15 protein-coding genes are annotated in these 20,597 nt (G+C 61.6%); 10 read left to right on the top strand and 5 right to left on the bottom strand.

Translation table 11 applies throughout. The features are described 5' to 3' along the window. Positions 1 to 1,793: VacB/RNase II family 3'-5' exoribonuclease (locus tag AAC035_RS00535; protein WP_339798875.1), on the bottom strand; the 1,793-nt coding region annotated here is incomplete at its 3' end. A 266-nt stretch (positions 1,794 to 2,059) separates the two neighbouring features. Here AAC035_RS00535 and AAC035_RS00530 point away from each other — a divergent pair. Then, complete coding sequence (locus AAC035_RS00530) at positions 2,060 to 3,049, top strand: FAD:protein FMN transferase (protein ID WP_339798873.1); 990 nt, start codon at positions 2,060 to 2,062, stop codon at positions 3,047 to 3,049. 21 nt (positions 3,050 to 3,070) lie between these two features. Here AAC035_RS00530 and AAC035_RS00525 read toward each other — a convergent pair whose 3' ends face one another. The 4 genes from AAC035_RS00525 to AAC035_RS00510 all read right to left on the bottom strand — a co-directional run bounded on the left by AAC035_RS00525 (position 3,071) and on the right by AAC035_RS00510 (position 8,409). Then, positions 3,071 to 4,627, bottom strand: a complete 1,557-nt coding sequence (locus AAC035_RS00525; protein ID WP_339798871.1) for a hypothetical protein — start codon at positions 4,625 to 4,627, stop codon at positions 3,071 to 3,073. A gap of 26 nt (positions 4,628 to 4,653) precedes the next feature. Continuing rightward, positions 4,654 to 6,384 carry a LamG domain-containing protein gene (locus AAC035_RS00520; RefSeq protein WP_339798869.1) on the bottom strand — a complete coding sequence of 577 codons (1,731 nt, stop codon included), beginning with the start codon at positions 6,382 to 6,384 and terminating at the stop codon, positions 4,654 to 4,656. A 67-nt stretch (positions 6,385 to 6,451) separates the two neighbouring features. Then, complete coding sequence (locus AAC035_RS00515; protein ID WP_339798866.1) at positions 6,452 to 7,126, bottom strand: hypothetical protein; 675 nt, start codon at positions 7,124 to 7,126, stop codon at positions 6,452 to 6,454. A 41-nt stretch (positions 7,127 to 7,167) separates the two neighbouring features. Beyond that, complete coding sequence (locus AAC035_RS00510; protein ID WP_339798864.1) at positions 7,168 to 8,409, bottom strand: hypothetical protein; 1,242 nt, start codon at positions 8,407 to 8,409, stop codon at positions 7,168 to 7,170. A 303-nt stretch (positions 8,410 to 8,712) separates the two neighbouring features. Between AAC035_RS00510 and AAC035_RS00505 the strand changes: the two genes are divergently transcribed. From AAC035_RS00505 to AAC035_RS00465, 9 genes are read left to right on the top strand one after another with little or no spacing between them, the layout of a single operon-like run. Next, positions 8,713 to 11,331, top strand: a complete 2,619-nt coding sequence (locus tag AAC035_RS00505; protein ID WP_339798861.1) for a hypothetical protein — start codon at positions 8,713 to 8,715, stop codon at positions 11,329 to 11,331. Beyond that, the gene (locus tag AAC035_RS00500) at positions 11,331 to 12,104 is read left to right on the top strand and encodes an SH3 domain-containing protein (RefSeq protein ID WP_339798858.1); all 774 of its coding nucleotides are present in this window, start codon (positions 11,331 to 11,333) and stop codon (positions 12,102 to 12,104) included. Before AAC035_RS00505 ends, AAC035_RS00500 begins: the two co-directional genes overlap by 1 nt. Then, on the top strand, positions 12,074 to 12,724 hold the full coding sequence (locus tag AAC035_RS00495) for an outer membrane beta-barrel domain-containing protein (protein ID WP_339798855.1): 651 nt from the start codon (positions 12,074 to 12,076) through the stop codon (positions 12,722 to 12,724). Before AAC035_RS00500 ends, AAC035_RS00495 begins: the two co-directional genes overlap by 31 nt. A 43-nt stretch (positions 12,725 to 12,767) precedes the next feature. Beyond that, positions 12,768 to 13,283 carry a TlpA disulfide reductase family protein gene (locus AAC035_RS00490; protein ID WP_339798852.1) on the top strand — a complete coding sequence of 172 codons (516 nt, stop codon included), beginning with the start codon at positions 12,768 to 12,770 and terminating at the stop codon, positions 13,281 to 13,283. Between the two features lie 22 nt (positions 13,284 to 13,305). Then, entirely contained in the window at positions 13,306 to 13,581 is a 276-nt protein-coding gene (locus tag AAC035_RS00485) for a DUF4266 domain-containing protein (RefSeq protein WP_339798849.1), read from the top strand. Continuing rightward, positions 13,568 to 14,746 carry a DUF3570 domain-containing protein gene (locus tag AAC035_RS00480; RefSeq protein WP_339798846.1) on the top strand — a complete coding sequence of 393 codons (1,179 nt, stop codon included), beginning with the start codon at positions 13,568 to 13,570 and terminating at the stop codon, positions 14,744 to 14,746. The genes AAC035_RS00485 and AAC035_RS00480 overlap by 14 nt, the downstream gene beginning before the upstream one ends. A 53-nt stretch (positions 14,747 to 14,799) precedes the next feature. Next, entirely contained in the window at positions 14,800 to 15,324 is a 525-nt protein-coding gene (locus tag AAC035_RS00475; RefSeq protein ID WP_339798843.1) for an AraC family transcriptional regulator, read from the top strand. Positions 15,325 to 15,327: 3 nt separating this feature from the next. Continuing rightward, complete coding sequence (locus AAC035_RS00470) at positions 15,328 to 20,001, top strand: tetratricopeptide repeat protein (protein ID WP_339798840.1); 4,674 nt, start codon at positions 15,328 to 15,330, stop codon at positions 19,999 to 20,001. Then, positions 19,988 to 20,590 (top strand): tetratricopeptide repeat protein, encoded by a 603-nt coding sequence (locus AAC035_RS00465; protein WP_339798838.1) that lies wholly within the window; start codon positions 19,988 to 19,990, stop codon positions 20,588 to 20,590. Before AAC035_RS00470 ends, AAC035_RS00465 begins: the two co-directional genes overlap by 14 nt. The last annotated feature ends 7 nt before the right edge of the window (positions 20,591 to 20,597 follow it).

Here is a 20,597-nt window from a genome sequence, read left to right as displayed (position 1 = left end):
TACTTGCCCGAGAGGGTGCGGCAGCTGACAAATCCTTCCAGGCCATTGCTGTCCAGCCGCACGAAAAAGCCGGCAGGAACGGTGCGGGAAATTACGCCGGTCATGGGCTGCTCGCCCAGTTGTCGGGCAAATTCACTTTTCAGCCAGTTTTCGAGGCTGCCGGATGCCTGGCGGGCGCGAATCTGCGTTTTCTGCAGTGTTGCCAGCGCCGGCTCGTCCAGTACCTGCAGGGGTTGTTGCCAGAGCGCCGCCTTGATCAGGCGGTGCACGTAGAAGTCGGTGTAGCGACGCAGCGGAGACGTAAAGGTGGTGTAGGCTTCCAGGCCCATGCCCTGGTGAGGGCCAGGCGCAAACGCCATTTCGGCCCGGGCCAGTTGGCGGGAAATAATGGAGCGAACCGGTACTTCGGCGTTGAGGCCGTCGGTCTGCTTCATCAGGGCACGGAAACCCTCAGGGCTGGCCGGGTTATGGCTGGCAAGCTCCGGCGCGTAGCGTTCCAGCAGCGTGCGGATGTTGTCGGCGCGGTCATCGCGAATGCCGGGGTGACAGATAAACAGACCCTGATCCAGTGTGCCGAGGAAGCTGGCAGCGCAGCGGTTGGCCGCCACCATGCATTCTTCCACCAGACGGTGGGCCTCAATGGCCCGGACACGCCGGTTCTCGTCCAGACGCAGGCGGAACTCGGGGCGATCGGTATTCAGCAGGGCATGCTCGGCCCGCCACTTGCGCAGTGCGGTGGCGGTCTGGTGCAGCTGGTCGAGGCTGTTGGCAACGTCGTCGGCCAGGGCCGCGGTTTCATCATTTTGCTGCCCGCCAATCAACTGGTTGACCAGCTCGTAGCTGAGTTTGCCCCGGGAGCGGATAACCGCCTTGTGAAAGCTGAATTCGCCCAGGCTGCCGTCGTTGTTCCCCTGCAGGTCACAGACCAGTGCCAGCCTGTCGACATCGGGCATCAGGGAGCACAGGCGGGTACTGAGAGTGTCCGGCAGCATCGGACGGGGCTCGCCGGGAAAATAGATGGCAGTTGCCCGGGCCCGGGCTTCCAGCTCGGCCGGTGATTCTGGCTCAATCAGTGCCGTCGGATCGGCAATGGCCACCGACAATTTCCAGCCGGTAGCATTGGGCACGGCCAGCAAGGCATCGTCCATGTCCTGAGTGCCGGGGCTGTCGATGGTGACATAGGCCTGGTCGCGGCGGTCTTCACGGTCATCGCTGTGGCTGGCGATGGCTTCTTCAGTGAGCGCATCCGCCTGCTGTTGTACCGCCTCCGGGAAAGCGTCGTCCATATCGAAGGTGGCCAGGGTGAAGCTGCGCTCGATCCCGGTTTCACCGGCCTTGCCAATGACTCTGAGGACCTGGGCCTGGCCTTTGCCATCCCGGATCGGATGTTGCGAGATACGGCAGTAGATATAGTCATCCGGACTGGCACCCAGCCGTTCTTTGGGTGGAATAAAGATCCAGCGGCCAATGCCCGGAGTTTCCGGTGCCACGAAATGGCCTTTGCCCTTGACCAGGTACCGACCCACAAACGTGGTCAGGTTCGATTCCAGAAGCTCCTCGATCAGGCCCTGAGTCTTGCCGTTGTCACCCTTGACCTCGGTGACCGTCACCCGGTCACCCGGCAGCACCTTCTGCATTTCTTCCGGTGGCAAAAATACGTCGCGGCCTTCGTCAAGCGCCACAAAACCGAAGCGGCCGTTAGTGGCTTTGACCGTACCGGGGTATACCTCCTTGTTTTCCTTGATATCGGTTTTTAGCTGGCGCAGCTGATTTAGGGCGTCGGCATTGAGCATGAAATGGACCTGATTGAAGAAAATGACTGTTGGGCGGAGTATACCGGTTATGCCCCCCGTAGTCAGATCGAAAGGCAGATAACAGGGCTTTGTATTGCGGCCCGCCGGGTGATGCCCCGGTGTGAACCCTGTCCGTCAGCAATGCCCCTGCCGTGGCACAATAGCTGTATCGATACGGGACAAAGATTCCGGGGTGTGGGAGCTTGCGATACCGGACAATGATCTGGTGCAACCTGTACTCTGGCTGACGCGAGGAGTATTTGCTGATGTGGACGCCCCGGCTGGTGATGACCGGTTTGCTACTGATCCTGCTGTTGCCGGCACCTGCCGTCGCCCAGTGGTACCGGTTCAGCGGCACCGCCATGACCACCCCGATAGACCTGGAATTCTGGAGTGAGGCTGAAGCTGGCCAGGCTGAAGATCTGTGGCTGCGGGTTCTGGCCGAGTTCACCGGTGTTGATGAAGGTATGAGCCGGTATCGGGAGGATTCGGAGCTGTCCCGGGTCAACCGGACGGCAGCGGAGGGAGCGGTGAAGATCACGGCACCTCTGTTCCGGGTGCTGGCGGCTGCCGAGTCCATCTCCGAGGCCAGCGACGGCGCCTTCGATATCAGCTTTGCGTCGGTTGGCCATCTTTACGATTACCGCAACAATCAGCAACCATCGGATGAAGAGGTGCAGGCCCTGCTGCCCCGGATCAGCTACCGGGATATCTGGCTGGACCCGGAGGCCTCCTCGGTGGCCTTTGCCAGGCCCGGGTTGATGCTTGATCTGGGGGGCATCGCCAAGGGCTATGCCGTAGACCGGGGTATTGCTGTGCTGCAGGCAGCGGAGATTGGCCATGCCCGGCTCAGTGCCGGTGGTGATATGCGCCTGCTGGGCGACAGACGTGGTCGCCCCTGGATGGTGGGCGTAAGGGATCCCCGTCAGGAGGGTCGGCTGGTGGTGGCACTGCCACTGGAATCCGCGGCCATATCCACCTCCGGTGATTACGAACGCTATTTTATTGCCGACGACGGTGCGCGGATTCATCACATCCTGTCGCCGCAAACCGGCCGGCCTGCCGGCGGGGTTCAGAGCGTAACCGTTATTGGCGTCGACGCCATGATCACCGATGCGCTCTCGACAGCGGTGTTCGTGCTGGGGGCAGAGCAGGGTCTGGCTCTGATCAACCGACTGGAGGGCATTGATGCGGTGATCATCGATGAGCACCGCAAGTTGTTCTATTCGGAAGATCTGATGGCCGGGGTCGAGTAACGCTCCAGCGAATACTGCGATCTAGCTGATCGTCCCGTTAACGATGGGTGAGAGCCCGATCAGGGTGTCCTGCACCGCCGGATTGCCCAGCCCGTGGCCCGGGAACTGGCTGGCAAAGGCACCCTGTTCACCGTGCAGCGCCATGTAGTTCAGCAGCACCGTCTGCACCAGCTGGTTGACGTTGTTGGCGGCAGGGCTGGAGCTGGTTTCCACGTTGCCGTCAGCGCGCATGTAACCGATCTGGTTACGCAATGCCGTGGGCCGTCCGTTAGGGTTATACACCATGTAGAACGAGGCGGCAGTCTGCTGGTTGTCGCCGGTCCATTCGCCCTTGCCACGACCGTCTACCGAGTCGTCGATGCGGCCGTTGCTGGATACCGAGCCGTCACTGAATACATACAGCATCAGCGGCACCCCGATACGGGCAGCATACTCCAGGCAGGCGCCCATGCAGCGGCCAGCCAGCAGATCCCGGCGTTCGCCGGTGGCCCGCTCACCGGTGTGGTAGTCGTAACCGCCCATGGTGACGGTGCCGGCGCCGGCAAAGCCATTGACCACCAGCTTCATCACCGAGGCGGTTTTGCGGAACTCGCCCTCACGGTCGAACTCCTGACTGGTGAAGATACCACCGGGACCCACAATGTCAGGATCCAGGGCCGGATTGAGAGTCGACGGATTACCGAAACGGTCAGCCAGATCAGCGCTCTTCACATAGCCGCAACGGACCAGGTCCTTGACCACCTCGTCACTGCTGATGCGGGTGTTGACCCGGTTCAGCTTACGGTCGCTGATACGCTGGATGGACTCCATAACGGCCACAGCGTCACTCTGGTCCAGCAGTCCCACCAGATCCCCCACATCCACCAGACCGGTGACGTCACTGGGACGATCCACCTTGGTGGGACGGATCTGCGGGTTGATCAGATCCATGGGGGCCAGTGAATTGCCACCGGATTCGGAATTGCGGGAGCCGATCAGCGACATCAGTGAACCGTCCGCCCCGGCCCGGTGGATGCCGTACATGGGATTGTGGGGGTTGTTGCCGGTGTCGTTCTCGGAGCGGGCGGCAATCACGCTGCCATTGATGCCACTGCGGGTGCCGGCGCTGGTGCTTTGCAGAATGCCTCGCAGAAAGCCACTGTCGCTATGAAATGCCAGTCCCAGCTCATCATTGATGAAGGCCGGGTCGTTGGGCAGCATATTGCCCGCCAATCCCTGGCGGATATAACCGGCAGTGGTGAGGAAGTCGGTCTGGCCACCGGATTTGCCCACCAGCACGTTGGAACCGGCCATACTGGCGCCGCCGGCCAGGTCGAAGCAAATGAACGGAATCTTGCCAGCACCCTGCACGGCAATACCACAGCTCTGTTTCAGCGCTTCCAGATCCGACGACAGCGCGGCGGACGCCATGCGCGGGTTGCCAAACAGGCTGAACACCGAGGCCCCGATGACGGTGGCGGCGCCGGCCCGGAAACCCTGGGAAATGAACTCCCGGCGGGTACGTGGGCGGCTGTGATCGCTGTGTCGCAAAGGCTCATGGATGTCCAGGGGGCGCTTGCGTGAAGGTTTGATATACATGGTCACATCCTCTATGAAAACCCTGGTTACTTGATCAGCGTGACAGCACTGCCAAGCACGGCGGCGCAGCTGGCTTTGGCCACGGTTCGGGTGCGTTCGGTGTCACAACCACCAGTACAGACCGTCAGCGAATCGATCAGCTGCTCCAGCTCCGCGCGTACGTCAACATCCGTTGGCTGGGAAGCCAGATTCTGGCCCACCATGCGGCTGATCAGCGGGTCAACCACCAGGTCCCTGCGGGTTCCGCTGTAGGCCTGATCAGCCGCCAGGCTGAAGTCGAAGCCCGGGAAAAAGCTATTCCGCAGTGACGGTGTTTCCACCAGGGAATCGCAGTAACGGATTGCCAGCTGGGTAATAGCCATCTGATGAGAAGACAGGAAACCCTCGATATTGGCCACCGATGGCAGTTGCTGGCGAATGGTGTTGTAGGTGGCGGCAACCGCAGGTTCGGTGCGGGCCACACCGGTAACCCGGGCCATACTGGCATCGATTGCATCAAAGGTTTTCAGGCCGACATCTGCAGCCGGCGGCAGGTTGGCAGCCGGTGCTGCCGGTGGCAGCGAGGATTCCACCACCACGTTGGTGTGGCTGCCCAGGCGCTCGAAACTCAGGAAGAACTCATCACTGTCGGGACCGCTTTCCAGAGCGACAACGGTGCCCTGTGAGGACAGCAGCTGTCCGCTGCCCGGGCGGTAGTCATCGCCATTCAGGCTGACCTCCAGGTTGGCCCAGGTCTGACCTACCACGGCCTCACGGCCGTTGATGCCCAGCTTCATGCCTTCCAGCGGGATGCCCCCCGGACTGGCTGAATCGTCCAGGCTGATGAAAAACGGCTCGGTGAACAGGTAGCTGTAGCTGTCGAACTGGCTGACCTCGAACACGATGTAGCTCTGGGGGACGTCGATCAGATGTGCAACGCCGAACAGCAGGTAATACTTCTGGCCGACGCCCGCTTCGTAGTTGGTGCGGATCTGCTCGGCTGACAGGGCCCGGTTGTGGATGGCCACCAGGCGCAGAGTACCTTCCCAGGGCGAGTTGCCGTCGGTCTCGTTGCCGAGCACGAAGGCAAAGGTATCATCCCAGTTATTCAGCAGGCCGGCGGCGCCGGGATCGGTATCGCCGGTATCACGGCCGTTGACGTAAATGCGGCGGCCCTCGCCCGGAGTGAAATTGATCACCACATGCTGCAGGCTGGCCTGCAGCCGGTTATCGCCGTCGGCGGTGCTGAACGCCGTGTTCTGGTCGGTGGTGGTGCTGCGTTGCAGGATACCGTAATTCTGCAGGGACTGGCTCAGGGAGAAGTTCCGGGAAGTGGCGGATCCGGAATAGGACACGATGCGGGCGTCTTCCTGGGTCACGTTGCCGGGTACCACCCAGGCCTCGATGCTGTATTCGCCAGAGGCGGTCAGCAGGCTGTGGAGCTTGCGACTGCTGCCGGTGGTGGCCTGGGCCTTGCCGCTGCGTAAACTGGTGCCGGCGTCGTCGGTATAGGCCGGGCCAAAGCTCACGCCCCAGCCCCCGACCCAGTCAGTGTTACCGGTCAGGCTCAGGTGCATTGCCGGCTCCTGGCCTGAGGTGTCGAACGCGGTCCGGCCTTCGCCGGCCTTGAACTCGTACAGTGCCACCACATGATCCTCATAACGGCCACCGGCGTTGGCCAGCAGTCCGTCAGTGCTGAGGTTGAGGGCCTTGCTGGCGACAATGGCGGAATCCAGCTCCCGGGGCTGGATGGTCTCCGCAAAGAATTCGATGGCCATCTGCATCTCGAACGCCGAGTCGGGGCAGTTGTCTTCCCAGCAATTGTGGGACTCATCCCGCAGCCGCTCAACCAGACGCGACGCCGAGGGGTTGTCCAGGCTGATCCGGCTCTTCGCCGCATCGTAGGCCAGGTCTACGTTGTAGCTGGCCAGGAAGGGCCGGGTGCCACCCTCGGCGTGGCAGTCGCTGCAGTAGGTGGCCAGCAGCGGGTGGACGGTGCTGCCGAACTCGGCACTGCTTTCCGGAAACGCCGGGGTCCCGCAGTACCGGCGGACGCAGGTCGATGGTCTTGACCGTGCCGGAGCTGCCACCGGCCCAGTTGGCAATGTAATTGGTGATGGTGTCAGCGCAGGCCTGATCGCTGGCCAGCCAGCAGTGGTGACCACCGGCTACCTTGGCAACCATGGCCGATTCGGCCGGATCGCCCAGATTCACGACGGTGTTGGCCTGAGCATAGGCAATGTTGACGTCGCCCTCATGGACAAAGCGCGGTGACTGGCCGCTGGAGTTGTGGCAGTCGCCGCAACGGGCCGGCTGTACCAGGTTGTCCCAGACGCTCAGTTTGAAGGACTGCACATCGGCGGTCGCCGGCGGCGGGCCACCGTAGGTGGTGGTGCCCGGCGCCCGGGTGTTGGGCAGGCTCTCGGTGGATTCGCCGAGTTTACAGCCGCCAAGGGCGACAGTGACCATCAGCAATGCGCCGGCAAGGGGGCGGCTGAACCAGCTTGATGTCTTGATCATGACCTTGAATTTCCCTGTCAGGGGGTGACCGACGCGAAGCATCAGTCGCCCATGCAATAGGCGGCGGATTCAGCAAACACCTGCCTGAGCTGGTAGTTGCTGGACTGGAACGACGACACCATGGTGCTCAGCTGATTGCGGTCGCTGCTGTCCACCGGATCTCTCAGGCACACCTGGCGAAACACCTTGCTGACCTGACATTCGGCGAAAGCCTGGGAGTGGGCCAGCTCCTGGCCCAGGGACTTGGCGCCCTCGCCGTGCCCCGGCAGCATGTTGTCCCAGCCGAGCCGGCGGTTGTCGCCCTGACGCCAGTAGTTGTCCCAGCCATCGTCCTCGGTGACGTAGCCGTGCTCGAAATTGGTGGCATTGATCAGATACTTGGGCTGAACCCGGGTGCCGGTTTGCGGATGTTCCGTGGTGTTGTAGATGAGCCGGCCGAGATTGCCGTCCGGGTCGGCATCAGCGTCATACTCATATTCGTAGTAGGCAAAGGCCTGGGCCATGGGGTCCATGCCGGTATGGCAACCTGCGCAGTTATTCAGGAACACCCGGCTGTCGCCGCCAGGGCTGCGGGACACATCCTGGCGGATGCGATCCACCGGCAGGGTGACGTCCGCCAGCTGCTCAAGGTCGTTACACAGGTGATTCACCAGGGTGAAGCGCAGCATGGCGCGGTTGGTGCCGGCGCTGAAAAACGCCTGGCTGGCGGCGCGGCTGGTCATCACGCCGGCGGTGGCGTCACTGGGCAGACCATTCAGAGACGACTGCGTCCGTCTTACCAGCGCGTCCTGCAGCGAGTGACTGCTCCGCTCAAGAGTTTCATAATGGGCATTGTTGACGTTCGAGTAGGCAGGCAAACCAAGGTTGGTATCGCCTACATAGACCACATCTGCCCAGAGCACTTCCCGGAAATCACGATCGTCCTTCACCAGGCCGATCACGGTGGCGGTGTAGTCGTTCAGAGGCACAAACGGGGTCATGGCCTCGTTGGTCCAGGGTGCCGCAAAATTTTTCAGGGTGACATCGTAGAAGGCGGGATCTTCCATGGCGGTAAAGGCGGCCTGTACCGCAGACCCTGAGCGGATCTGGGACGCCATAATGCCGAGCACCGCCTCGCTGGGCGGCACACCGGCCAGGCGATCGTGTATCCGGCGGGCCTGCTCGCGGTCTCCGGCGTGGGCGGAAAAGGTCGTGGTTGCAATCAGGGCTGCCGCTAGCACAGCTCCGGAAAGTCTTATCCGGGAGCGTCCGGGCAGGCTGAAAGACTGACTTCTGGCGTCCATGACGCATGTCCTATGCGAATGTTTGAGGATTAACACCACGTTTTTTCAGAGACAACCACCGTGATGTGATTCGTTTATCAGGAGCCTGATTTTATGTCAGTCCTTACTGTTTATTTTGTGTACTGGTCCACGAACCTGTTTTATTGGTCCATAATTTCATTGGAGTGTGAGCAATAACCGGAGATACTTTAATAGGGATCGGACTGGTATATAAAAGGACTGAGTTTTGTGAATCGCATCTCGGAAATAATCAGAAATATGCGTTTTGGCAAAAGCATACAAATAACATCGATGATGCTATTTATGTCTGTTATGGCGACAGGATGTCTTGTAAGTGATCAACAGCAAGAGGCTGATCCGGTTGTTGCCGACTATGCGGTTGCCTATATCCAGCGCCCATTGCAGATCAACCCCCAGACCGGCGCCCCCATGGGTGTCGACCGCCGTGAACCGGCCCTGGTTCGGCCCGGTGGCCGACTTGTGCTCAAGGAGAGCGCGGCTCCTTCGGCCGCGGCCCGTGATATCACCTCCCGGGTTTTTGCGGGCGCTGAATTCCTTGATGACGACGGCCAGCTACGCTACGACGTGCGGGATCTGACGGTATCCTATGATGGCAAGCGTCTGTTGTTCGCCATGCATGCCCCTGAGGTTGACGACGAGGATCCGGAGCCTACCTGGAACATCTGGGAATACGATCTGGAAGCCGACAGTCTGCGCCGGGTCATCGCCTCTGCGATCGAGGCCAATGCCGGCCACGATATTGCGCCGGCCTATCTGCCCGGTGGCAGCATTGTGTTTGCATCGACCCGGCAGCGGGTGTCGAGTGCCATTCTGTTGGATGAGGACAAGCCCCAGTTTTCGGCCCTGGATGAAGCCCGGCGTGGCGAAGCGTTTGTGTTGCACGTGATGGAAAGTGACGGCAACGACGTTCGTCAGATCACCTTTAACCAGAGCCATGATCTTGATCCTGTGGTGTTGTCCGACGGGCGGATTCTGTTCAGTCGCTGGGACGCTGCGGGACAGACCCCCGCCAATGGATTCAACCTGTACCAGGTGAACCCCGACGGCACGGGCCTGGCCCATGTATTTGGTCGACACTCCCACACCATCGATGGCAACAATCTGCATTATTTCAAACCGGTTGAAACCGACAGCGGTGAGATTCTGGTGCAGGCCCGGGGCCTGGGCGCCAATAACCTGTCAGCGCTACCGGCAAAAATTGATATAGCCCGGTTTGCGGAACACGCCGTGAGCCTTGACGGCAGCCCCGGTCAGGGTCTGGTGCCGATGATACAGGGTCAGTCGCTGGACGGTCGCATTGGGCTGGCCGGCAGTTACGATGCGGTTTCCCCGATGTTTGATGGCTCCGGCCGCTACCTGGTGAGCTGGAGTCCCTGCCGGCTGCGACGGGTGAGCGCGGAAGACGGCGCAACCGGTGACATCCTGCCCTGCACAGAGGCTCTGTTGGCATCTGATGACTATGAGCCAGCCGCTCCGGCTTACGGGTTATGGTTGCGGAATGAGCGCAACGGCACTCAGCTGCCCATTGCGCCAGCCATTGAGGGCCAGCAGATTTCAGAGGCAGTCTTGATGAACGGCCGGCCCATGCCGGTGTTCCGGCCTGCCGACCTGCGCCCGGGGGAGCTGCCCGGTGAAGCCAGCGGCCTCGCCACCGAAGGCTTTGGTATCGTTCATATCCGTAGTGTCTACGACCTGGACGGCGCGGATACCGCACCCGGTGGTATCGCCACCCTCGCCAATCCTGTGGTGACCCCTGCCGACAATCGCCCCGCCCGCTTTGTGCGCTTTGAAAAACCGGTGTCCTTGCCTGATCAGGATGTCCGCATGTTTGACAATGCTGCCTTCGGTGTCAGTCAGGCCCAGCGCATGCGGGAGATTCTGGGTTATGTGCCGGTAGAGCCGGACGGCTCGGTGCGGGTTGCTGTCCCTGCCAATGTGGCCTTTGCCATCAGTGTGGTGGATGCCGAGGGTCGCCGCACCTCGCCCCGCCACCAGAACTGGCTGCAGCTGCGCCCCGGCGAAACCCTGACCTGCAATGGCTGCCACACCAGTAACAGTTCGGTGCCCCATGGCCACTATGCGGTTTCACCGGCACCCGCCAATTCAGGGGCCTCCACCACCAGTCTGCCATTCCCGGGAACCCGGCCGGCACTGTGGGCGGATATGGGCGAAACCATGGCGGAAACCTGGAGCCGGCAGCAGCAGATTCGCCGACTGTCACCGAACCCCGAATTTGTGGACGAATGGACTGATCCGGAGCAGGCGACACCGGCGGCGGAACTGGCGCTGCGGTATCAGGATCTCGATACACCGGCGCCGATAAACGAAGCCTGTGCCGTCAGCTGGGCCGCCTCCTGCCGGGCGGTCATTCACTACGAAGCCCACATTCATCCCATCTGGAATCTGCCCCGGGTCCTGCCTGATGACGACGGCGTCACCGAACTCGACAATTTCACCTGCACCGGCTGTCATTCAGTCGCCGATCAGGATGGTGTGGCCCGGGTTCCTGAGGCCCATCTGCATCTGGGTGATGGCGCCTCCGCCAACAATCCCCGCCAGTTCCGGGCGTACCGGGAGTTGCTGGCCCAGCGCTTTGAGCAGGAGCTGGTGGATGGGGTTCTGCGGGACAGGCAGGTGGATTCCGGGCGGGTACAGCGCGATGAGGACGGCGAACCTATCCTCGATGGCGACGGTAATGAAATTCCGATTCTTGTGCGGGTGCCCCGCAATGCGGTGATGAGCGTCGCCGGTGCCCGGGCCAGTACTGCCTTCATGGCCCCGTTTGCGGCTGGCGGAAATCACGAGGGTTTCCTCAGTGATGCCGAACTGCGGTTGATTTCCGAGTGGCTGGACCTGGGTGCCCAGTATTACAACAACCCGTTTGATGCACCGGAGAACTGATGGTCGGCAGATGGTGGCCAGGTCTCTGGCTGGCACTGGCGCTGTGCTGGCCGCTGTCGGCCTCAGCCCAGAGCTGGTGGAACTTCTGGTCAGAACCGGCAGAACCCGTCGAGGTGACGGTAGCCGCGCCTTTTATCGAATGGCGCACCGGGCCCGCCATCGGTCACCCGGTGTTTCACAGCAGTGAGCGGGGCGAGCCACTGACGTTGCTGAAGCAACACACCCGCTGGATCCGGGTGCGCGATGATCGCGGCCGCGAAGGCTGGGTGCTGCAGGATGATCTGGCCCACAGTGCCACCCGTGATGGCGAGGCATTCGTGCTGCCCCGTCCTGATCTGGCAGATTTTCAGCAGCGCCGCCGGGAAGGGGGCGTCTGGATGGGCGATTTTGAGGGGGCTACGGTGATATCCGGTTGGGCCGGGTTCCAGATGACTCCCAACCTGGCGACCGAATTCGGGTTCTCACAGGTGTTGGGCAGCCGTTCGGAAATCCGCCTGGCGAATCTCAGCATCCAGCATCAGCCCTGGCCCCACTGGCGTTTATCACCTTATTTCACGCTGGGGGGCGGTTACGCCTGGATCAGCCCCAAGGCCACACTGGCCAGCACTGAACGACGTAACAACCCCACCGCCCACGCAGGGCTCGGGGTGCGCTATTACCTGGCGGATCGCTATTTCCTGCGGGCGGAAGTCAGGGACTACAAAGTGTTTACCGACAGGACAACCAACGAAGAAGTGATGGAATGGAAAATCGGACTCGGCATTTTCTTTTGAAACTGATGATTCTTGTGGCTCTGGTGTTGTGTGTGATCGCGACTCCGGAAGGTGCATTGGCGGAAACACCAATGATTGAGCCGGATGTGCAGCCACGCAAGATCACACCCCCGAAAATCGACAGCGGGAATTTCGAGATCACCGCCGTGGCCGGAATGCTCAACATCGAGGATTTCGAGAGCTCATTCATGTACGGCGCCCGGCTCGCCTACCACATCAGCGAGTCGTTCTTCGTGGAAGCCGGTGTCGGTTTTGCGGAAGCCGGGCAAACCAGCTTTGAACGACTGGCCGGCGATGTCCAGCTGTTACCGGACAATGACCGGGATTACCTCTGGTATAACCTGAACCTTGGTTACAAGTTATTGCCAGGGCAGGCCTTCTTCCCGGGCGGTTATGCATTTAACACCAATTTTTATATCACCGCCGGTGCAGGCGCGACGGATTTTGCCGGTGATAACCAGTTTACGCTCAATTATGGTGCGGGGTATCAGGTGCTATTGCGAGACAACCTGTCCGTGCATCTGAACGTTCGTCAGTATGTTTATGAAACCGATATTCTTGGCTCCAGTAAAAATTCATTCAATACAGAATTAAGCACAGGTATTTCCCTGTTTTTCTGACCCGCGGATATCTGACAAACAGGCATGCACAGGAGTATTACCAATGAACATAATAAAACCGGAAATAACGGGTGGTTACTTGTTCAAAAAGATGGCGGCGGTGCTGGCCCTGACCGTTGTGCTGGGCAGCGGCGCCCTTGCCGAACCCGCGCCGGATTTTACCCTCAAGAGCCGCAGCGGCGATAACGTCCGTCTTGAGGAGTTACGGGGCGACGTGGTGATGCTGAATTTCTGGGCGTCCTGGTGCGGTCCCTGTCGCCAGGAAATGCCCCACATGGATGATATCCAGAAAGAGTTCGAAGACTATGGCTTTCACGTGGTGGCGGTAAATGTTGATCAGAACCGCGCCGATGCCGATCGTTTTCTGGCAGCGGTGCCGGTGGACTTTACCATTCTGTTCGACGAAACAAGCGACGTCAGCCAGCTTTACCAGGTTCAGGCCATGCCCACCACGGTGATGATCGACCGTGATGGTCAGGCCCGGTTCCTGCACCGGGGCTATCAGCCCGGATACGAGGACAAGTACCGGACAGAAATTCGCCAGCTGATCCGCGAATGACCGGACAGAAGGACTAATGGCCATGCCTCAGAAACGGGAACAGGACGGCATTTACCAAACGCCGCAACATCGCCACAGGCTGATGCTGATCACGCCGCTGCTGGTTATGCTCATGGTGAGCGGCTGCAGCAGCCTGGAACCCTGGGTTATGCCCTATGAGCGGGCAAACCTGGCGGATCCGGTGATGCTGGAGAACCGCCACGGCAGCGCCGGCGCCTACATCAACCACGTTCACGATGCCCGGGAATCGGCCCGGGGTGCGGTAGGCAGTGCCGGAGGTGGTTGTGGCTGTAACTGATCAGTGGCTGCGGCATACCCTTGCCCACTGCCTGATGACAGGTCTGTTGATAGCGCTGACAACAATGTTGCCTGGAACGGGGCGGGCCGCCACCTTGCCGGTAGACGCCGTGGATGCCTTTTATCATCGCTACGAAGGCGGTGGCATGACCATTGACGGTCCGGCCATTCTGGTGCGCAAAAGTGCCGGCAATCAGGCCTCTTTTTCCGGTCAGTATTATGTGGATTCGGTATCGGCAGCTTCTGTGGACGTACTGGCCACAGCCAGCCCCTATACCGAGGAACGCACCGAATACACCGTCGGCCTCGACTATCTGCAGGGCAGTGCCCTGCTGACCCTGAACTACACCAACAGCAGTGAAAACGACTACGAAGCCAACACCCTGTACTTCGGCGTCAGCCAGGAATTTTTTGGCAACATGACGACCCTGACCCTGGGGTACGCCCGGGGCTGGGACACCGTGGGTGAGGTGGGCAATTCTGATTTTTCGGCCGAGGCTGACCGCCAGAACTACCAGTTTGGCATCAGCCAGGTACTGACCCCGAACACTATCGCCGGACTGGACCTGGAGGTAGTGACCGATGAGGGCTTTCTGCAGAACCCCTATCGCCAGAACCGCTTTATCGACCCGAACGACCCCACCAGTTTTCGCTATCAGGCGGAGCGGTACCCGGAAACCCGCACCAGCTTCGCCGCCGGAATCCGGGCCCGGGCGTTCCTGCCGTGGCGGGCGTCAGTAGGCGCCAACTACCGGTATTTTACCGACACCTGGGGCATCAATGCCCATACGGTGCAGCTCAATTATGTGCACAACCTGTCGCCTCGGCTGACGGTGGAGGGTGGCATCCGCTACTACTCCCAGGGGCAGACGGATTTCTACAGTGATCTCTACGATTTCCAGAATTCCCAGACTCATCTGGCCCGGGACAAGGAAATGAGCAGTTTCACCGGCACCACCCTCAGCGCCGGGATTCAGTATCAGTGGCTGCAGGGGGTGATGCCCGGCGTCGACCGGATCCAGATCGGCTTGCTGGTGGATTATATGGATTTTCGTTATGACAATTTCCGGGACGTCACCGCGAGCGGAGACTTCCTGCCCGGACAGGAACCCCTGTACAGCTTTGACGCCGTGGTTACCCGGGCGTCCCTGCTGTTCGAATACTGAGCGGTAGTGTCGCTGCCGTTGACTGCACCAGACTCTGTAAGGCCAAGAAGATCATGATGCCACTATTTTTCCGCTCCCTGACCCTGTTGCTGCTGGCGCTTGCCATTACACTGCCCGCGCAGGCGGACGATGATCAGCCCGTTGCCCAGAGCGTGGAAGACCTGCGACGCCAGGTGATTCAGCTGAACCGGGACCTGTTTGTGCTGGAGGAGGATCTGTTGTTTCCCGCCAGCACCCAGTTCGCGGTCTTTCTGAGCGTGGATGCCGGCGAGTTCCTCCGGATCGACAGCGTCAAACTGAAAGTGGGCAACACTATTGTGGCCAGCCATCTATACACGGACCGGCAGGTGGACGCCCTGCAGCGTGGCGGCATGCAGCGCCTCTATATGGGCAACCTGCGCACCGGTACTCACGAGGTCACCGTCTTCGTGGAAGGCATCGGCCCCGAGAATCGTGCCTACAAGAAAGCCGCCACCCGACAGCTGGAAAAGGGTACCGACACCGCTACCCTGGAAGTTCGCATCAGTGACCGTTCTGCGGATTACCAGCCGGTGGTAGAACTGGTCGAGTGGGAGTAGGCCGTGAGCCTGTGTCATTCCCTTCCCGCTGCCATCCGTAAGGCTTGCCAGCGCCCGATGCTGGCGCGGGCCGGTGGTGCTCTGCTGGCCGGCATTCTGCTGTTGGCGGTAGCCCCGGCGTCCGGGAACGCACCCACCCGGGCCCAGGATCTGGCCTGGGGCGAGGTGATCTACGATTATTATCAGGGCAATGCCCTGGAAGCACTCACCCGCCTGGCCGTGGCCCGGCAACAGGGCGGCATTCAGGGCCACGGCGACCACCCGGTGCTGGTGGAAGGCGGCCTGATGCTGTCCTGGGGCATGACCCGAGAGGCCCGTGAGCTGTTTGAGCAGACTCTGGAGCAGGGCGCTTCGCCGTCGGTTCGTAACCAGGCCTGGTTCTATCTGGGCAAGGTGCTGTACCTGGAGGTGGCACCGCAGGAGGCCGCCGCGGCGCTGGCCCGGGTTGACGGTCGTCGTCTGCGTAGCGAACGTCCGGATCTGTTCGACGAGTGGTGGTATCTGCAAGGCCAGATCCGGCTCGCCGAAGGTGAGCTGGAGCTGGACGAGGTTTTTGCCAACCTGCCGGCCTCCAGTCCCTGGCGTCCCTATCTGTTATACAACCAGTCGGTGCGTCTGCTGGCCGCTGGAGAAAGCGAGCGTTCCCGGGCCCTGCTGGAGCGACTTGACCGCCAGCTTCTGCCTACCTCTGGCCGACGTCAGCGGGATGAAAGCCATGGCGATGAAATCGCCGCCCTGGCCCAGCGGGTAAAGCTGTCCCTGGCCATCCTCAGTTACCGCAACAGTGAACTGGCGGGCAGCCGCGAGTATCTGGCCGGAATCTCCGCGGACAGCCTGTTCGCGGAAGATGCCGAGCTGCTGGGAACGCTGGTGGCCGAGGCCGGCGAGCCTGCAGAGCAACCCGGACTGGCCGCTGGCGCCGGTAACCTGCTGACCCGGGCCATACTGCTGGAGCGAAGCGGTGAGCACGAACTGGCGCTGGCGGCCTATGGTGAGGCCGCAGACGCCTGGCAGCTGCGGCTGACGGATCTGGAAACCAGCCGCGACCAGCTGACCGAAGGCGACCTGCTGGGCAATCTCCAGTTCCTGGGAGACGGTGATCAGTGGCTGCCTGGCAACACCATGCTGGCATTTCCCGAGACCCTGCAGACCGACGCCTGGGGCCGGTTGCGGGTGCGGCCCACCGCCGATGCCGCAGCGCCCGCTTTGCTGGCGGACCTGGTGGCCAGCGAAACCTTTCAGCGTCGGCTGAAAGATCTTTACGAACTGCAGCAGATGGAAGCATTGCTGGCCGTCGGTGACGATCGCCTCAGCGGTTTTGACACCATGCTGGATACTCGCCGTGAACAGCGGCAGCAGCGGATGGAACAAAGCCGGGAGTCGCTGGCTAATGTGTCCGCTCAGGGCTGGTATGAGCAGCAGGCCCGCTTTCGGCAGCAGATTGAGCGCGCAGAGCAGACTGAGGACGGCGCATTTTTCATGAACGCCGAACAGCAGGCCTGGGCAGCGCGGCTTGCCAGGGCCAATAGCCGACTGGACGGGCTGCCGGATAATGACACCACCGCGGCACAGCGCCGGCGCCTGGAGCGCGCCGAAGCAGCGTTCCGCTGGCAGGTGGATGACAGTTTCAGCGTCAATCGCTGGCAGACGCGACGGGCCCTGAACGAGCTGGATCAGGCGCTTGATGAACTGACCGGGCGACGTGCCAGACTCGATGACCTGCTGGCGATCCCGGTACAGCAGGATGAACTTGCAGGGCAGGTTGAGGAAGCCCAGCGGCGACTGCAGCGCCTGCAAGCCGGTATTACCGGGGCAAGAGCGGCGGCAGGCAATGATTTGCTGGATCAGGCCCGGCGCTACCAGCAATGGCGGCAGCAGGAAGCAGAGCGCTATCTGCTGGTGGCGCAGCTGGCCCGGGCCAGACTGGCGGATCGGGCCTACCGGCTCGCTCTGACCGCAGAGCTGGCGGCCGATGATGACAATGGGTCAGACGATGACTGGCAACAGAGCGGGCGCCTTGATGAGGTCATCAGCAACTATCGTGAACTGCTGCCTCAACTGTCGCTGCTGGGTCGTCCTGATGCCCTCCGGGCGGCCGAGCATCGGCTGGCAGACCTGCTCTACACCCGGGCGGAAATCCGTTTTGCCGATGAGGCGGTGGACGAATTTGAGGAGGCCGCAGAGCTCTATCGCAAGCTGATTGCGCAGGCGCCCGATGATGCTGGCAACGACCGGCTGTGGTATCAGCTGGCCCGCATCAGCGACCTGCGCGGTGAGCGTGCGGAACAGCAGCAGGCGCTGGAGGCTCTGATCCGTAGTCACCGAACATCACCCTTGCGGGTAGAGGCCCAGTTCCGACGTGCCGAGATTCTGTTCAGTGACGGGCGCTATACCGAAGCCGGCGCAGGCTACGATGCCGTGCTGGCCGATACCGCCGACCTTCACAGCGATGAGCGGGACCAGGTCTTCCGTACCCACGCCTTCTACATGAAAGGCTGGTCTGATTTCCGCCTGGGCAATTACCAGCGCGCCCTGCTGAGTTACAGCCAGGTGCTGGATCGCCTGCTGGCCGACAGCTCCAGCGCCGGTGAGCTGGACCGCCAGCACCAGACCCTGATTGAAGACCTGTTCCGGGTGGTGGGACTGGCGTTCTCCTATCTCGACGGGCCGGCCAGTGTGCCGGTGCTGTTCGAGCAGATCGGGCCCCGCCCCTGGGAGCCGCTGGTGTACGAGCGCTACGCCGATCTGCTGCTGGCGCGGCAGCAATACAGCGATGCCATGGCGGTGTATCACCAGTACATCCGGGTCCATCCGGACAGTGAGCAGGCGCCGCATTACCACATTCGCACCCTGGACATTCTGGAACAGGGTGGTTTTACCGAACAGTTGCCTGTGGCCCAGGCTACCTTTGTGGTGAATTACGGCGTGCGCAGCGATTACTGGAGCCAGGCCCCGGATACCGTACGGGCGGCTATCCGGGAACAGCTGCTGACCCTGCTGCCGGAGCTGGGCAATCGTCACTACCGGCTGGCGGCGGAGGCATCCACGGAGCAGCGCCGGCGCTCGGAATACTGGCAGGCGGCTACCTACTACCAGGATTTTGTGCGTACCTTCCCGGCCCACGAACAGACGCCGCCAACCCTGTTCCTGCTGGCGGAAACCTGGCTTGCGCTGGAACAGTGGGGCGAGGCCATCGACGCCTTTGAGCAGGTGGCCTATGACCATGGCGATCACGAGCGCGCAGCGGAAGCGGGTTACGCGGCGCTGCTGGTCTATCAGAACCCGGCCCTGACCGCCACGGCCGACTCGCCCTGGACGGACCTGCAACAGCTCAGCCGGATCCGGTTTGCCAGCCGCTTTCCCCAGGATGACCGGGCTGAAGCCGTGCTGTATCAGGCGGTTCGACACGAATCTGAGGCCGGCAACCATCGTGAGACAGTGGCGCTGGCGGACACCCTGCTGGCCTGGCAGCCCCTGGCAGACACCACGCTTGAACACGATGCGCTGGTGATGCGAGCCCGCAGCCTGTATCTGCTGGAAGATCACGGGGCCGCCGAGCAGGCCTTCCAGGAGTTGCTGGTGGTATTACCGGAAAGCGACGATCGCCGTGACGAACTGACCGAAAGTCTGGCGGCTTCGGTCTATCAGCAGGGAGAGACGCTGCTGGCAGCGGGCGAACCGGAAGCCGCTGTTGCCGAATGGTTACGGGTGGCCACGGTTGCACCGGGCACCGAACTGAGTGCCCGCGCCAGTTACGATGCCGCCGGCCAACTGATGGCACTGGAAGCCTGGGATGATGCCCTGGCCGCCATGACTGGCCTGCGTTCGCAGCATCCGGATCACCCGCTGACTCAGCAGTTGTCGTCACGCATGGCCCTGGCCTACCGTGAAACCGGTCGCTGGCAGGAAGCGGCGGCGGAACTGACGGCCATTGCCGAAAGCTCCACCGACCCGGTGGAGCAGCGGGAAACCAGCTATCTGGCGGCGGAGCTCTACGACCGGGCCGGTGATCAGGCTCGCGCCATCGAAAGCTACCGAAGCTACGCCAACCGCTGGCCGGAGCCTGCCGACCTCTATATGGAGTCCGCCAACCGTCTGGCAGAACTCTACCTGCAGGCCGACGACAGCGAGCGTCGTCGCTACTGGCTTGAGCGACAGGTAGAGGCCACCGATAACGCCGGTGCCCGGGCCGATGACCGGATGGTGTATCTGGCGGCCACCGCGGCCATGGAACTGGCGGAAGATGCCGGCGCTGAATACCGCAGCATCCGCCTGACGCTGCCGCTGGAGAACAGTCTGCGGCGCAAGCTGGATGCCCTGGATGAGGCGTCCGCCGGCTATCGCAAGGCGGCCGGTTATGGCTATGAGGGATACACCAGCCGGGCCGGCTTCCGGCTGGCAGAACTTTACCGGGAACTGGCCGGCGATCTGATGGAATCCGACCGGCCACCGGGGCTCAGCAACATGGAACAGATGCAGTACGACCTGTTGCTGGAGGAAGAAGCCCTGCCGTTTGAAGACGACGCCATCGAAATTCATGAGCAGAACGTCCGGCAAAGCTGGAACGGCGTCTACGATGAATGGATCCGCGGCAGTTTCGGCGCTTTGAGCGAGTTGCTGCCGGTGCGTTACGGCAAATCCGAGAGAACAGGAGGCGTGGTCCATGAAATCGACTGATCGTCGGGCGCGTACCTCCGCACCGGTTCGAAGCACACTGATGCTGGGGGTTACGTTACTGCTGCTGGCTGGCTGTGCCAGCCGTGCCCCGACGCCGGCAACGGACGAGCGCCCGGCGGTTACCCCGGAACAGCAGGCCCGTTGGCAGGAAGCCCTGATTCTGCTGGAATCCGGCGACCGGGATCAGGCCCGGCAACGTTTCGAACAGCTTCACCGGCAGGCACTGCAGCTTTCCGGCCCACTGGTAAATCTCTGCGTCATGAACTTTGAAGACGATCGCACTGACGAGGCGGAAGCCTGCTTCGGCCAGGTGCTGACACTGCGTCCGGAGCACCCGGTGGCGCTGACCCACCTGGGCGTGCTGGCGCGGAAGGCGGGCGAGTTCGAGCGGGCGGATGCCTTGTACCGTCAGGCTCTGGCCGCAGATCCGGACCATGCGCCGGCGGTGTTGAACCTGGCCATCCTGCTGGATATGTACCGGGGCGAGCCGGCCGAAGCCCTGACGCTGTACGAGCGCTACCTGAGCCTGATACCGGAAGAAGATCCGACGGTACAGAACTGGGTAATCGATCTCAAAAACCGCCTTTAGTCCGGGA

Source organism: uncultured Marinobacter sp. (genome assembly GCF_963974375.1).
Classification (GTDB): Bacteria; Pseudomonadota; Gammaproteobacteria; order Pseudomonadales; family Oleiphilaceae; genus Marinobacter.
This window is presented reverse-complemented; position numbering and strand designations above follow the sequence as displayed.